A 15315-nucleotide genomic window follows, 5' to 3' on the forward strand; every position below is an offset into this window, starting at 1 on the left:
CTCCACGGCCGGCGCGAGCGTTCGGTACAGGAGGACACAGATGTCCGGGACCTTGGCCGCCGAGGGCGGCGCACTGTCCCTTACCGGAGCCAACCTGACGTACGTCGTCATCGCCGCGGTCATCGCGCTGGTGGCACTCGTCTTCGCCGCCGCCTTGACCAAGGCCGTGCTGGCAGCCGGTAAGGGCACCACCAACATGCAGGAGATCTCCGGGGCGGTACAGGAGGGGGCCTCGGCCTACCTGCTCCGGCAGTTCAGGACCCTCGCGATCTTCGTGGTGATCGCCGTGGTGCTGCTCTTCCTGCTGCCGGTGCACGACACCGACGGCAGCGAGACCGCGGTGAAGATCGGTCGGTCCGCCTTCTTCGTGGTGGGCGCCCTGTTCAGCGCGTTCATCGGCGGCGCTGGCATGTGGCTGGCCACCCGCGCGAACCTGCGGGTCGCCGCCGCCGCCCGGGAGGTGGCCGGCGGCCGGGAGGGCGCCATGAAGATCGCCTTCCGTACCGGAGGCGTGGTCGGCTTCCTCACCGTCGGTCTCGGCCTGTTCGGCGCGGCGCTCGTGGTCCTGCTGTTCAAGGGCGACGCCCCGACCGTGCTGGAGGGCTTCGGCTTCGGCGCCGCCCTGCTGGCCATGTTCATGCGGGTCGGCGGCGGCATCTTCACCAAGGCCGCCGACGTCGGCGCCGACCTGGTCGGCAAGGTCGAGCAGGGCATCCCCGAGGACGACCCGCGCAACGCCGCCACCATCGCCGACAACGTGGGCGACAACGTCGGCGACTGCGCGGGCATGGCCGCCGACCTGTTCGAGTCGTACGCGGTCACGCTGGTCGCCGCGCTGATCCTCGGCCGGGCCGCGTTCGGCGACGAGGGCCTGGTCCTCCCGCTGATCATCTCCACGATCGGTGTGCTGGTGGCGATCGTCGGCGTGTTCATCACCCGGCTGCGCGCCTCTGACCGCAACGGCCTCACCGCGATCAACCGGGCCTTCTACATCTCCGCCCTGGTCTCGGCGGTGCTGGTCGCGATCGCCTCCTACGCCTACCTGAAGCCGACCTGGGCCGACCTGCTCGGGCCCCAGTGGCGGGAGAGCCTCGGCGTCGACGGCGGGGACCCGCCCCTGGGCCCGCGCGGGGTGACCATCGCCGCGGTGGTCATCGGCATCGTGCTGGCCGCCGCGATCCAGGCGCTGACCGGCTACTTCACCGAGACCAACCGGCGTCCGGTGCAGGACATCGGCAAGAGCTCGCAGACCGGTGCGGCCACCGTCATCCTCGCCGGCATCAGCATCGGCCTGGAGTCGGCGGTCTACTCGGCGCTGCTGATCGGCGCGGGCGTCTTCGGCGCGTTCCTGCTCGGCGGCGGCTCCATCACGCTGTCGCTGTTCGCCGTGGCGCTGGCCGGCACCGGCCTGCTCACCACCGTCGGCGTGATCGTCGCGATGGACACCTTCGGCCCGATCTCCGACAACGCCCAGGGCATCGCCGAGATGTCCGGCGACATCGACGAGAACGGCGCCCGGATCCTCACCGAGCTGGACGCGGTCGGCAACACCACCAAGGCGATCACCAAGGGCATCGCGATCGCCACGGCGGTGCTGGCCGCGACCGCGCTGTTCGGCTCGTACACCGACACGCTGCGCACGGCGTACGCCGACGCTGGTGTGGGCGACGTCGGCGCGGAGATCCTCAGCTCGCTGAACGTGGCGAACCCGCGCAACCTGGTCGGCCTGATCATCGGCGCGGCGGTGGTCTTCCTCTTCTCCGGCCTGGCCATCAACGCGGTGTCCCGCTCGGCCGGCGCGGTCGTGATGGAGGTCCGCCGGCAGTTCCGAGAGCTGCCCGGGATCATGGACGGCACCCAGCGCCCCGAGTACGGCAAGGTCGTCGACATCTGCACCCGGGACGCGCAGCGCGAGCTGATGACCCCCGGCCTGCTCGCCATCCTCGCCCCGATCGCGGTCGGCTTCGGCCTCGGGCCGGGCGCGCTGGCGGCGTACCTGGCCGGGGCGATCGGCGCCGGCACCCTGATGGCGGTGTTCCTGTCCAACTCGGGCGGCGCGTGGGACAACGCCAAGAAGCTCGTCGAGGACGGCGCGTACGGCGGCAAGGGCTCCGACTCGCACGCCGCCACGGTCATCGGCGACACCGTCGGCGACCCGTTCAAGGACACCGCCGGCCCGGCGATCAACCCGTTGATCAAGGTGATGAACCTGGTCTCGCTGCTGATCGCGCCGGCCGTCGTGGCGTGGAGCGTCGGCGACGGGCGCAACGTCGGCCTGCGGGTCGGCATCGCGGTGGCGGCCACGCTGATCATCGTCGCGTCGGTGGTGTTCAGCAAGCGCAAGGGCGTCGCGATGGGCGACACCGACGGCAGCGGCACCGGCGCAGGCAGCGCCGACCAGCGGCCGGAGGCGGTCAACGCCTGAGCGGTGACACAGCGGGTTCCCGGCCGGCCAACACCCGCGGCCGGGAACCCGCCCCGCCCGGCGACCGGCCATCCGCACCGTTTGCAAGATCAGCAGCCGGTCGGGCTCCCGCCAGGGCCGGCCGGCGGTCGGAGTCCGGCAAACCGAGCGGTGGCACATCGGCGCGGAGGCCGTACGCTGCTTCGCATGCGCACGTGCCGGGCGGCGACCGCCGGAAAGCTCATGGTGGTCCTCGCCACGTTCGTCCTGACGCTGACCGCCTGCGGCGGCGGCCCCAGCCCCCGGGCCTGGGCGGCGTCGGTGTGCGAGGCGCTCACCCCGTGGCGCGCCGAGATCAACAAGCTGACCAGCAGCACCCAGCAGCAGATGACCGCGCAGACCACCCCGGCACAGGCGAAGGAGAACCTGGTGCGGCTCTTCGGCGGCGCGGAGCAGGCCAGCGAGACGGCCCGCCGCAAGATCGACGAGGCCGGCGTCCCGGGGACCGACCACGGCGAGGAGATCTCGCAGGGCTTCCAGGCGTCGCTGGGCAAGGTGCGCGACGCGTACGGCCGGGCCCGGGCCACCATCGGCGGCCTGGGCGCCGGCGATCCCACCGCCTTCTACGACGGCGTGCGCGCCGCCGTGGACACGCTCAACAAGGAGTACGACGCCAGCGCCCTGGACACCAGCCGGCTCGGCTCCGAGGAACTCAAAGAGGCCTTCGACGAGGTCCCGGAGTGCCGCTGACGTCCCCCGACCGACCACCCGATCCGGTCCGGCAGCTCTCCCTGTTCGGTGCCGAGGCGGCGGACCCGTCCGTCGCCGATCTGGCCGGCCTGCTCGCCGGTCCGGGGGAGATGGTCCGGATGGGTGGCACCGCGCGGCTGTCGATCGTGGTGGACGCCGCCTGGCGGGTGCACGTGCTCGTCGCCGAGCTGGCCCGGTGCGGGCTCGCCGCGACCTGGGAGGCGACCGCTGACCAGCAGCACCGGGTCCGCACCTCGTACGCCAGCACGCTGGCCCCGCTGGCCCTCGCCTGGCTCCGCGACCCGCCGGTCGGCGGCGGTCCGGTGAAGCAGCCACCCGCCGGGTTCCACCTCAACGGCCGGCGGCTTCGGCTCTGGGTGGCCGCCGCCGGGAAGTCCGACCCGCCCGGATTCCTGCTCCGCCTCGGCGTGCACGACGAGGCGTGCCGGGAGCCGGTCGGCGCCGCCCTGGCCGCCGTCGGCCTGCTGGCGGCGCTGCTCGACGCGGAGGCGGGCGGGCCGGCGTACCGGATCACCGGCCGTCGCCGCCTGGCCCGCCTGGCCGACCTGATCGGCGACCCCCCGGCCACCGCCCCACCCCTTGTCTGGCCCCACCATCCCTGACCCCGGCGGGCCCCGCGAAAGCGGCGAATCGGCTTCAGCCGCCCACCGCAAGTCCATGATCGGCGTCGGGGCGGGCACGTAAGGTGTGGTCGGCTGTCCGATGGGGGACAGTTCGGCCGTCGGTTTCCCGGGCGAACGGGCTGGTGAGATCGGCCGACGGGCCGGCATCGTCACAGTGGCCCGCTCGGCACCCTACACACGGTGTACGGTGGCGCCGTCCGGCAAGACCGTCAGCGGTGTCCGGGAAACGGGTGGGCGGGTTGGCCGCCCGCGAAACCCGAAACGTGGGCGGCGCGTTACGTTGGACATCCGGACCGCCGGCGGTTCCGGCGGACCGAGGGTGGTCCGCGCCTCGGACCCGGCCGGCCACGAGCAGGAGTGAGGTCGCAGGAGACGTGCCGAGCAACGCCAGGACCACCCGTCTGGTCATCGTCGAGTCACCGGCGAAGGCCAAGACGATCTCGGGCTACCTCGGCCCGGGGTACGTCGTGGAGGCCAGCTTCGGTCACGTCCGCGACCTGCCCCGCAACGCCGCCGACGTGCCGGCCAAGTACAAGGGCGAGCCGTGGGCCCGCCTCGGCGTCGACGTCGACAACGGCTTCCAGGCCCTCTACGTGGTCTCGCCCGACCGCAAGCAGCAGATCAGCAAGCTGGTGAAGCTGGCCAAGGAGGTCGACGAGATCTTCCTGGCCACGGACGAGGACCGCGAGGGCGAGGCGATCGCCTGGCACCTGGTGGAGACCCTCAAGCCCAAGGTGCCGGTCAAGCGGATGGTGTTCCACGAGATCACCAAGCCGGCGATCCAGGCCGCCGTGGCCAACCCGCGCGAGATCGACCGGGACCTGGTCGACGCCCAGGAGGCCAGGCGCATCCTCGACCGCCTGTACGGCTACGAGGTCTCCCCGGTGCTGTGGAAGAAGGTCATGCCGAAGCTCTCGGCGGGCCGGGTGCAGTCCGTGGCGACCCGGATCGTGGTCGAGCGGGAGCGGCAGCGGATGGCGTTCCGCACCGCCGAGTACTGGGACATCCTGGCCACCCTGGCGGTGGCGAAGCCGGGCGAGGGGCCGCGCACCTTCAACGCCACCCTGGTGGCGCTGAACGGCGACCGGATCGCGACCGGCAAGGACTTCGAGCCGACCACCGGCCGGGTGAAGCCCGGGGCTGGCGTGGTGCACCTCGACTCCGGCGGCGCACGTGGGCTCGCAGCCCGCCTCCAGGGGCGGCCGTTCACGGTCACCCGGGTCGAGGAGAAGCCCTACCGCCGCCGCCCGTACGCGCCGTTCATCACCTCCACCCTCCAGCAGGAGGCGGCCCGCAAGCTGCGGCTCTCGTCCCAGCAGACGATGCGCACGGCGCAGCGGCTCTACGAGAACGGCTACATCACCTACATGCGTACCGACTCGGTGAACCTGTCGGAGACCGCCATCACGGCGGCCCGCCGGCAGATCATCGAGTTGTACGGCGAGCGCAGCGTGCCGCCGGAGCCGCGCCGGTACACCGGCAAGGTGAAGAACGCCCAAGAGGCACACGAGGCGATCCGGCCGGCGGGGGACAACTTCCGCACCCCGGGCGAGGTGGCCAAGGAGCTGTCGGGCGAGGAGTTCAAGCTCTACGAGCTGATCTGGCGGCGCACCATCGCCTCGCAGATGACCGACGCGGTCGGCTCCAGCGTCTCGGTGCGCATCCGGGCGGTGTCCTCCGCGCAGGAGGAGGCCGACTTCGGCGCGACCGGCAAGACCATCACCGACCCGGGTTTCCTGCGGGCGTACGTCGAGTCGTCCGACGACGAGACCGCCGAGGCCGAGGACGCCGAGCGCCGGCTGCCGAACCTGGTCAAGGACCAGCCGCTGAGCGCCGACGAGTTGGCCGCGCAGGGGCACCACACCCAGCCGCCGTCGCGCTACACCGAGGCGTCGCTGGTCAAGGCAATGGAAGAGCTGGGCATCGGCCGCCCGTCGACGTACTCGTCGATCATGCAGACGATCCAGGACCGCGGGTACGTGATCAAGCGCGGCCAGGCGCTCATTCCGACCTTCGTGGCGTTCGCGGTGATCGGCCTGCTGGAGCGGCACTACCCGCGGCTGGTCGACTACGACTTCACCGCCAGCATGGAGAACGAGCTGGACGAGATCGCCGGCGGCGACCACGCGGCCGTCGACTTCCTCACCGGGTTCTACTTCGGCAGCCCCAACGGCACCGGCGACCGGGCCATCGCCCACGCGGGCGGGCTGAAGAAGCTGGTGACGGAGAACCTCAGCGAGATCGACGCGCGCAGCGTCAACTCGATCCCGCTCTTCGCCGACGAGGAGGGGCGCGAGGTCGTCGTCCGGGTCGGGCGCTACGGGCCGTACCTCCAGCGGGAACTGCCCGGCGGCGAGCCGGCGGCGCAGGCGGAGGGCGAGGAGGGCGGCGGTGGCCAGGGTGACCGGGCGCCGATCCCCGAGGGGCTGGCCCCGGACGAGCTGACCCCGGAGAAGGTGCAGGAGCTGTTCCTCGGCGGGGGCGGCGAGCGCAAGCTCGGCGACGACCCAGCCACCGGGGAGCCGATCCTGCTCAGGTCCGGCCGGTACGGCCCGTACGTGGCCAGCGGCGAGCGCAAGTCGTCCCTGCTGCGTTCGCAGTCGCCGGACTCGCTGACCCTCGCCGAGGCGTTGAGGCTGCTCAGCCTGCCCCGGCTGCTCGGGATGGCCCCGGGCGGCGTCGAGGTGTTCGCCAACAACGGGCGCTACGGCCCGTACGTCAAGCAGGGTGACGAGTTCCGCTCGCTGGACTCGGAAGACAAGATGTTCACGGTCACGCTGGACGAGGCGCTGGCCCTGCTGGCCGCCCCGAAGGCCCGTCAGCGCCGGGCCGCCGCGCCCCCGCTGCGGGAGATGGGCGTCGACCCGCTGACCGAGAAGCCGCTGGTCATCAAGGACGGCCGGTTCGGCCCGTACGTGACGGACGGCGAGTTCAACGCGTCCCTGCGGCGTGGGCAGACCCCGGAGGCGCTGAGCATCGAGGAAGCCTCCGAGATGCTCGCCGAGAAGCGCGCAAAGGGCCCGGCGCCGAAGAAGGCCCCGGCAAGGAAGGCCCCCGCGAAGAAGGCTCCCGCGAAGAAGGCCACGGCCGCCAAGAAGACCACGGCCGCGAAGTCCACCGCCAGCAAGTCGACGGCCAAGAAGGCCACCCCGGCGAAGAAGACCCCCCCGAAGAAGGCCACCACCCCCACCGACTGACGCTCTCCTGCCCAGATCTTGGAAGAAAACGGCCCCTCCGGGGGCCGTTTCCTTCCAAGATCTCAACGTTGTCCACAGGGTCAGCGGGAGGGTGGCAGGTTCGGCAGGGTTTGTTGGATGGGGAACCGTGAATCGCGGGCGTTGGCGGCATGGCGGCGGGCGCTGCCGGGTGACGACGCCGACGAGCTGACCTGGCTGCTCTTCCGTCAGGAGGAGGTGATCAGCCTCCGTCAGGCGCTGCGGCACCTGTCCCGCAAGGCGATTCGGCACCGGGTCGACACCCATCGCTGGCGCCAGGTGCACCGGGCCGTGTACGTCGCCCACAACGGCCCGGTGAGCGCCGAGCAGTTCCGCTGGATCGCGGTGCTCGCCGCCGGGCCGACGGCCGTGCTCGGTGGGCTGACCGCAGCCCAGGCGGGTGGTCTGCGCGGGTTCCCCGGTCGGCCCATCCACGTGATGCTGCCGGCCACCTGCCGGCGGGGTCCGCTGCCCCAGGGCGTGTCGGCGCACCGGACGACCTGTCTGCCGGACGAGGACGTGCTGGCCGTCGGGCAACCCCGCCGGACGATGCCCGCCCGGTCGATCGTCGACGCGGCGGGGTGGGCCGGCAGCGACGAGGAGGCCAGGGCGGTGATCGCCGCCGGCTTCCAGCAGCGTCTGGTCGGTGGCGATGAGGTGCACCGCGTCCTCGACCGGCTGCCGCGGGTGCGCCGCCGACGGCTGATCCTCGCCACCGCCATCGATGCGGCCGGCGGTGCACACTCCCTGGCCGAGCTCGGCTTCCTCGGCCTGGTCCGTCGTGCGGGGCTGCCCGAGCCGACCCGGCAGTTGGTCCGATACGACTCGACCGGCCGACGCCGCTACCTCGACGCCTACTTCGAACAGTGGCAGGTGCACGTCGAGATCGATGGTGGGCAGCACCTCGATCCCCGTCAGGCGTGGGCCGACATGCGCCGGCAGAACGCGCTCTGGGTCGACGGGGACAGGTGCTCCGGTTCCCGTCCTGGGCCGTCCGCGCCCGCCCCGAAGAGGTCATCGCCCAGCTACGGGCGGCCCTGCGCGCCGCCGGCTGGCCCGGCTGACGGAACAACGTTGAGATCTTGGAAGAAAACGGCCCTTCCGGGGGCCGTTTTCTTCCAAGATCTGGGCGGGTCAGGCGCCGAAGAGGGTGTCCAGGTGGGGGGTTCTGAAGATGCCCGCCGGGTCCAGGCGGGCGCGGACGGCCTGGAAGTCGGCGAACCTCGGGTACGCAGGGGCCAGCGACGCCGCGTCGCGCCAGTGCAACTTGCCCCAGTGCGGGCGGCCACCCAGGCCGGCGGCGACCTGCTCGAAGGCCCGGAAGTACGGCTCGTACGGCATCCCGACGTACTGGTGGACGGCGATGTACGCCGACTCGCGCCCGTACCCGTGCGACAGCCAGATGTCGTCCGGGGCGGTGAACCGGACCTCGACCGGGAAGAGCACCTTGAACGGGAGCCCGTCGACGATCCGGCGCAGCGCGTCCAGCGCCTCGGGCAGGGCGGCGCGCGGCAGGCCGTACTCCATCTCCACGAACCGGACTCGGCGCGGGGTGCAGAAGACCGCGTCGGAGCGGCCGGTGTAGGTGCGCTCGGTGAGCGCCCGGGCGGAGACCGCGCTGATCGTCGGCACCAGGGCGGGCACGGCCCGGCCGAGCCGGCACGCGCCAGCGAAGATCGTGTTGGACAGGAAGTCGTCGTCCAGCCAGCCGCGCCAGCCGGGCAGCGGCCGGTCGTCGGTTGGCGTCCGGTCGTTGACCTTGACCTGTACCCGGTCGGTGTACGGGAACCAGTAGAACTCGACGTGGTCGTGGGCGGAGATCAGGGCCGGCAGGTCGGACAGCACCTCGGTGAGCGGGGCGGGCCGCTCGTGGGCGCGCAGGGTGAAGGCGTCCACGCAGCGCAGGGTCACCTCGGTCAGCACCCCGAGGGCGCCGAGGGAGACCCGGGCGGCGGCGAACACGTCCGGGTGCTGCTCGGCGGAGCAGTGCAGCACTTCGCCGGTGCCGGTGACCAGGGTGAGCGCCTCGACGAAGGTCGACAGGCAGCCGTACGCGGCCCCGGTGCCGTGGGTGCCGGTGGAGATCGCCCCGGCGATGGTCTGCGCGTCGATGTCGCCGAGGTTGGGCATGGCCAGCCCGTTGGCGGTGAGCAGGGCGTTGAGTCGGTGCAGCGGTATCCCGGCCGGTACGGTGACCAGGAGTCGATCCCGGTCGATCAGTATCTTGGTGTCCAGTTCGGTCAGTTCCATCCGGCGGCCGTCGGTGCGGGCGACGGGGGTGAAGGAGTGACCGCTGCCGACCGCCCGGATCCGTTCGCCGGCCGCCCCGGCCGCTCGGACGGCCTCGGTGACGTCGGCGACCGTGTGAGGGCGGAGGATGGCGGTGGCGGTGCTGCGCTGGTTGCCGGCCCAGTTGGTCCAGGCGGCGGTGGTGAGCGGTGCGGTGCGGGCCATGCGCGCTCCTCGACGTGAATATGAGCTGTCTTCATATCAGGAACGTTGTGCCTGGTAAATACCGCAATCGAGGTCCGCTCGTTGTACCGGTAGTCACGCACTCGTGACGTGCAGATATGTTCATCCGTCGAAGGGGGGTGGCCGAGTGTCCACACCAGCCGCCACGACCGGGCCGCTGCGCCGGGTACCGGTCCAGGGTCGAAGCGTGGCGCGGGTCCAGCGAATGTTGGACGCCTGTGCCGAACTCGTCGACGAGGTGGGGTACGAGGGGCTGACCACTACCCTGCTCGCCGAGCGCGCCGAGGTTGCGATCGGGTCGGTCTACCAGTTCTTCCCGGACAAGCGGGCCATCGTGCAGGCGCTGACGCTGCGCACGATGGAGTCCTACCTCCAGCGTCTCGACGAGCGGTTCGCCTCGGACGACCTGAGCCACTGGTGGGACGGCGTCGACGCGGGGATCGACGAGTACATCACCATGCACCGCACCGTCCCCGGGTTCCGCACCCTGCACTTCGGCGACGTGGTCGACCTGCACCTGCTCGATGAGCAGCGGGACAACAACGGCGTGATCGCCGACCAGTTGGCCCGGGTGCTCACCGAACGGTTCGGGATGACCGACGAGCCACGCCTGCGGTTCTGCCTGGAGATCGCCGTCGAGGCCTCGGACGCCCTGATCAAGCTGGCGTTCCGGCGCAACCCCGAGGGCGACGAGCGGGTGCTCGCCGAGGCCAAGGCGCTCATTCGCGAGTACCTGCACCGGCACGTCATCGTCCCGGCCGACGCCGCCACTCCAGCTTCCGGCACCTCCTCCTGATCCCGGCCGCCGGGGCGGCCCTACCTTCTGGGGTCGCTCGGGCGGTTACAGGAAGGCGTGGCCCTCCCCCCGGTAGGTGGGGACGCTGCCCACCACCCGGTCCCCCTCGACCAGGTGCAGTTCGTTGACGTGCTCGCAGAGCTCACCGGCCTTGGCGTGTCGGAACCAGACCAGGTCACCGAGCCGCAGGTCGTTTGCCGCCCGGCCGGCCAGTGGGGTCTGCACCTCGCCGGCCCCCTCCGCGCCGAGCAGCTTCAGCCCGGTCGGCAGCCAGGGGGCGGGCAGGCGGGTGTCCTCGGCCGGGCCGGAGGCGATCCAGCCGCCGCCGAGCACCGTGGCCAGCCCGGGCGCCGGGCGGCGGACCACCGCGCAGGCGAAGAACGCCGCCGGGGTGGGCCGCCAGGCGCGGTACGCGTCGAACAGTGTCGGCCCGTACAGGCCGGACCCCGCGGTGACCTCGGTGACCGCGGGGTCGGCGCTGGTCGCCGCCACGCTGCCGGTGCCGCCGCCGTTGACGAATTCCAGCTCGGCGTGTTCGCGTACCGCGGTCACCGCCGCGCCCCGGCGGGCCAGCAGTTCCCGGTACGAGCCGCGCTGGGCCAGCCGGATCGCGGCGGCCAGTGCCGCCCGCCCCGGCGGGGCATCGCCCAGCCCGGCGATCTGCGCCTCGTACGACATCAGGCCGACCAGCCGGAAGCCGGGCCGGGCGGCGACGGCGGCGGCGAGCGCGCCGGCCGCCCGGGCGCTGTGCACCGGGGAGCGGCGCACCCCGACGTGCACCCGCCCGCGCAGGGGGCGCCAGGAGGCGTCGAGGTCGATGCAGACCCGCAGCGGGGGGCGATGCCCCGGCGGGCGGACCGCGTCGATGAGATCGAGCTGCTCGGTGCCGTCGACCATCAGGGTGACGGACCGGGCCAGTTCCTCGTCACCGGCCAGTTCGGCGAGCGCCCTCCGGTCGGCCGTGGGGTACGCCACCAGCGCGTCGTCGGTCACGCCGGTGCGGACCAGCCAGCTCGCCTCGGGCAGGGTGAACGCCATCACCCCCGCCCAGCCGGGCCGGCCCAGCACCCGGCCGAGCAGCTCACGGGCACGTACGGACTTGCTGGCGACCCGGATCGGCTTGCCGCCGGCGCGGGGGAGCAGCGCCGTGGCATTGGCATCGAACGCCGTCAGGTCGACCACCGCGTACGGCGGGTCGAGGTGGGCGGTCGCCTGGTTCAGGCGCTCGCGAAGTTTGTCGCTTTCGGTGGCCACGTGTGCACGCTAACTGTCAAACGGTCAATGCGAAATACCCTCGCGTATGCCTGGCTGCGGCCGGTGGTGTCGGCGGCCTAGGCTCGGCGAGCAGGCAATGTCGCGGACGGGATGGACCCCGGCCGGGACTAGAGTGTTGCACCGGGACTGCCCAGCGTTGGGCCGGCACGTGGAGGTACGGCCATCGAAAGCCAGAACAACGGCGAGTCGCCCGGCGTGTCGCCCTCCGGCGACCGGCCCGACGGTGCCGACACCGACGAGACCGGGGGCCGGTCCGGCGGCGCGGCCACGGCCCAGGCCGCCGACCGGTCCGGGGCCGCCGCGATCCGCTCCGTGCTGCGCATCCGGCCGTTCCGCCGGCTCTGGATCGTGCTCGGTGCCGCCTCCTTCGGCGACTGGCTCGGTCTGCTCGCCACCTCCGTCTTCGCCGCCGCCCAGGTCTCGGGCAGCACCGCGCAGGGCGCCGCGTTCGGCACCCTGATCGCGATCCGGCTGCTGCCCGCGTTGCTACTCGGCCCGGTGGCCGGCGTCCTCGCCGACCGGTTCGACCGGCGCTGGACGATGGTCATCTGCGACGTGCTGCGCTTCCTGCTCTTCGCCTCCATCCCGCTGTTCGCGCTCACCGGGGCCAGCGGCGGCCTGGTGGTCGGCTGGGCGGCGGTCGCCACCTTCCTGATCGAGACGATCACCCTGCTCTGGATCCCGGCCAAGGAGGCCGCGGTTCCCAACCTCATCCCGCGCGCCCGGCTGGAGGCGGCCAACCAGCTCACCCTGATCACCACGTACGGCCTCACCCCGATCGCCGCAGCGCTCGGCCTGGCCGTGCTCGACCGGAGCATCCGGGGCGTGACCGGCGGCGAGATCCCGTCCTGGTCCGAGCCGGCCCAGATCGCACTCTGGTTCAACGCGTTCTCCCGCCTGGCCACCGCGCTGGTGGTCGCGTTCGGGATCAAGGAGATCAGCCAGACACAGGCCAGCGAGGCGGAGCGCACCGAACAGGGCATGCGGCACCAGTTCACCGAGGGCTGGAAGTACATCGGGCAGACCCCGCTGGTGCGCGGCCTGGTGCTCGGCATCTTCGGCGCGTTCGCCGGCGGTGGGATCGTGATCGGCACGGCGAAGTTCTTCGCCGCCTCGCTCGGCGCCGGTGACGCCGCCTTCTACCTGCTCTTCGGCGCGATGTTCGTCGGCCTCGCCGTGGGCATCGGGCTCGGCCCGATGATCGTCCGGGACATGTCCCGGCGGCGCTGGTTCGGGATGAGCATCGTGCTGGCCAGCGCGTCCGTGCTGGTGCTCGCGTTCGCCATCCACCTGTCCATGGCGGTGCTCGGCGCGATCCTGGTCGGCGCGGGCGCCGGGATGGCCTTCCTCGCCGGCACCACGCTGCTCGGTGGTGAGGTCGCCGACGAGGTGCGCGGCCGGGTCTTCGCCGTGGTGCAGATCGGTACCCGGCTGGTGCTGATCCTCGCCATCGCGCTGAGCAGCCTGCTGGTCGGCGTCGGCGGCTCCCGCAAGCTGACCATCGCCGACCTGGGCATCTCCATCTCGTCCACCCGGTTGCTGCTGCTCGCCGCGGGCGCCGCCGGCATCTTCGCCGGGATCAGCGCCTTCGGCCAGATGGACGACAAGAAGGGCGTGCCGGTCCTCGCCGACCTGTGGGGGTCGATCCGGGGTCGCCCGCTGATGCCGGCCGAGAAGTTCGTCTCCAGCGGGCTCTTCGTGGTCTTCGAGGGCGGCGAGGGCGCCGGCAAGTCGACCCAGCTCGCCACGCTCGCCGAGCGGCTGCGCGGGCAGGGCCGGGAGGTGGTGGTCACCCGGGAACCGGGCGCCACCGAAGTCGGCGAGCGGATCCGCTCGCTGCTGCTCGGCACCACCGTCGAGGCCCCGTCGCCGCGCGCCGAGGCGCTGCTCTACGCCGCGGACCGGGCGCACCACGTCGCCACCGTGGTCCGGCCGGCGCTCGTCCGGGGCGCGGTGGTGATCAGCGACCGGTACGTCGACTCGTCGCTGGCGTACCAGGGGGCCGGGCGGACGCTGCCCGTCGACGAGGTCTCCTGGCTCTCCTCCTGGGCCACCGGTGGGCTCAAGCCCGACCTGGTGGTGCTGCTCGACGTCGAACCGCAGACCGGCCTGTCCCGGGTCGCGTCGCGCAGCGCCGGGATCGACCGGCTGGAGGCCGAGTCCGTCGCCTTCCACGAGCGGGTCCGGTACGCCTTCCTCGACCTTGCGGCGAGCGACCCGAAGCGGTACCTGGTGCTCGACGCGTCCCGCCCGGTCGGGGAGACCGCCGAGCTGGTGGCCCGGCGGGTGGGGGAGTTCCTCGTCGACCCGGCCGGCATCGTGCACCCCCGTCCCGCCCAGGGGCCGGACACCTCGGTGCAGCCGGAGTTATCCGACACGGAGCTGGTGACGATGGAGCGCCGGACCTGATGCCCGACGTCTTCGCCGACCTGGTCGGGCAGGACGACGTCGTCGAAACGCTGCGTCGGGCCGCCGCGTCCGCCGCGGCCGTGCTGCGCGGGGCCGCAGCCGCCCACGCGGCGGCCACCGCCGGCCCGGTCGACCCCGACGACGCCGACGCACTGGCCGCCGAGGCGGAGGCCGAGGCCACCGAGGGGGCGGGCGGGGCCGACCAGGAGTCGGGGATGACCCACGCGTGGATCCTCACCGGGCCGCCCGGCTCGGGGCGCTCGGTGGCCGCCCGCGCCTTCGCCGCAGCCCTCCAGTGCCGGCACGGCACCGGCTGCGGCGAGTGCCAGGGCTGCCACACCACGCTCGCCGGCACCCACGCCGATGTCCGGCTGGTGGTGCCCGAAGGGCTCTCCATCGGCGTCGGCGAGATGCGCGCCCTGGTGCTCCGGGCGGCGAGCACCCCGTCCGGCGGCCGGTGGCAGGTGGTGATCGTCTCCGATGCCGACCGGCTCACCGAGGCGGCCGGCAACGCACTGCTCAAGGCCGTCGAGGAGCCGCCGCCACGCACGGTCTTCCTGCTCTGCGCCCCGTCCACCCACCCGGACGACGTCTCGGTGACCATCCGGTCGCGCTGCCGGGTCCTGCCGTTGCGGCAGCCGGCACCCGAGGCGGTGGCCGAGGTGCTGGTCCGCCGGGACGGCGTCGCCCCGGACGTGGCGCGGTGGGCGGCGGCGGCCGCGCAGGGGCACGTGGGCCGGGCCCGGCGGCTCGCCGGCGACCCGGAGGCCCGCAGCCGGCGCGACGCGGTGCTCGCGGTGCCGCGCCGGCTGACCGGAGTGGGCGCCGCCTTCGACGCGGCGTCCGCGCTGATCGAGGCGGCCGAGGCCGAGGCGGAGGCTGCCGTGACGGAGAGCGACGCCGCCGAGCGGGCCGCGTTGCAGACGGCACTCGGCGCGGGCGGCACCGGCCGGGGCGCGGCCGGCGCGATGCGCGGGGCCGCCGGTCAGCTCAAGGAACTGGAGAAGCGGCAGAAGTCGCGAGCCACCCGGGCCCAGCGGGACGCCCTGGACCGGGCCCTGGTCGACCTGGCCGGCTTCTACCGCGACGCGCTGACCGCGGCGCTGCGCGCGCCGGTCGCCCCGGTGCACACCGACACCGCCGCCTTGGCCGAGGCCGGCGCGCAGCGGTGGGACGCCGAGGGGTCGCTGCGCCGGCTGGAGGCCGTGGTGGAGTGCCGGGCCGCCATCGAGGCGAATGTCAAGCCACGGATCGCGGTGGAGGCGATGATGCTGACCCTCTGGAAGGGCTGACCCCTCCCAACCCCTGCCCGGTCCACAGGTCATCGACAGGCGCGATTGGTGTGCGGTA

At 72.8% G+C, this 15315-nt stretch carries 9 protein-coding genes; 7 read left to right on the top strand and 2 right to left on the bottom strand.

The features are described 5' to 3' along the window. Positions 1-40 precede the first annotated feature (40 nt). The 4 genes from ACQPZO_RS02340 to topA all read left to right on the top strand — a co-directional run bounded on the left by ACQPZO_RS02340 (position 41) and on the right by topA (position 6995). Positions 41-2425: a sodium-translocating pyrophosphatase gene (locus ACQPZO_RS02340; RefSeq protein ID WP_433346579.1), complete on the top strand. Its 2385-nt coding sequence runs from the start codon at positions 41-43 to the stop codon at positions 2423-2425. Positions 2426-2611: 186 nt separating this feature from the next. Then, positions 2612-3154: a hypothetical protein gene (locus ACQPZO_RS02345; protein WP_433346581.1), complete on the top strand. Its 543-nt coding sequence runs from the start codon at positions 2612-2614 to the stop codon at positions 3152-3154. After that, a complete protein-coding gene (locus ACQPZO_RS02350; protein ID WP_433346583.1) occupies positions 3145-3777 on the top strand; it encodes a hypothetical protein in 633 nt (210 codons plus the stop codon). Before ACQPZO_RS02345 ends, ACQPZO_RS02350 begins: the two co-directional genes overlap by 10 nt. Positions 3778-4172: 395 nt before the next feature. After that, entirely contained in the window at positions 4173-6995 is a 2823-nt protein-coding gene (topA, locus tag ACQPZO_RS02355) for a type I DNA topoisomerase (RefSeq protein WP_433346585.1), read from the top strand. A gap of 1152 nt (positions 6996-8147) precedes the next feature. On the opposite strand, the gene ACQPZO_RS02360 is transcribed toward topA, so the two are convergent. Then, positions 8148-9467 carry a D-arabinono-1,4-lactone oxidase gene (locus ACQPZO_RS02360; protein WP_433346587.1) on the bottom strand — a complete coding sequence of 440 codons (1320 nt, stop codon included), beginning with the start codon at positions 9465-9467 and terminating at the stop codon, positions 8148-8150. 223 nt (positions 9468-9690) lie between these two features. On the opposite strand from ACQPZO_RS02360, the gene ACQPZO_RS02365 reads away from it, so the two are divergent. Next, positions 9691-10281 carry a TetR family transcriptional regulator gene (locus ACQPZO_RS02365; protein ID WP_433350740.1) on the top strand — a complete coding sequence of 197 codons (591 nt, stop codon included), beginning with the start codon at positions 9691-9693 and terminating at the stop codon, positions 10279-10281. 45 nt (positions 10282-10326) lie between these two features. Here ACQPZO_RS02365 and ACQPZO_RS02370 read toward each other — a convergent pair whose 3' ends face one another. Further along, positions 10327-11535: an amino acid deaminase/aldolase gene (locus ACQPZO_RS02370; protein ID WP_433346588.1), complete on the bottom strand. Its 1209-nt coding sequence runs from the start codon at positions 11533-11535 to the stop codon at positions 10327-10329. 147 nt (positions 11536-11682) lie between these two features. On the opposite strand from ACQPZO_RS02370, the gene tmk reads away from it, so the two are divergent. Continuing rightward, positions 11683-13965 (top strand): dTMP kinase, encoded by a 2283-nt coding sequence (gene tmk, locus ACQPZO_RS02375; protein WP_433350742.1) that lies wholly within the window; start codon positions 11683-11685, stop codon positions 13963-13965. Next, a complete protein-coding gene (locus tag ACQPZO_RS02380) occupies positions 13965-15257 on the top strand; it encodes a DNA polymerase III subunit delta' (protein WP_433346590.1) in 1293 nt (430 codons plus the stop codon). Before tmk ends, ACQPZO_RS02380 begins: the two co-directional genes overlap by 1 nt. Positions 15258-15315: the final 58 nt, after the last annotated feature.

This window comes from Micromonospora sp. CA-111912, from assembly GCF_050948415.1.
Classification (GTDB): Bacteria; Actinomycetota; Actinomycetes; order Mycobacteriales; family Micromonosporaceae; genus Micromonospora.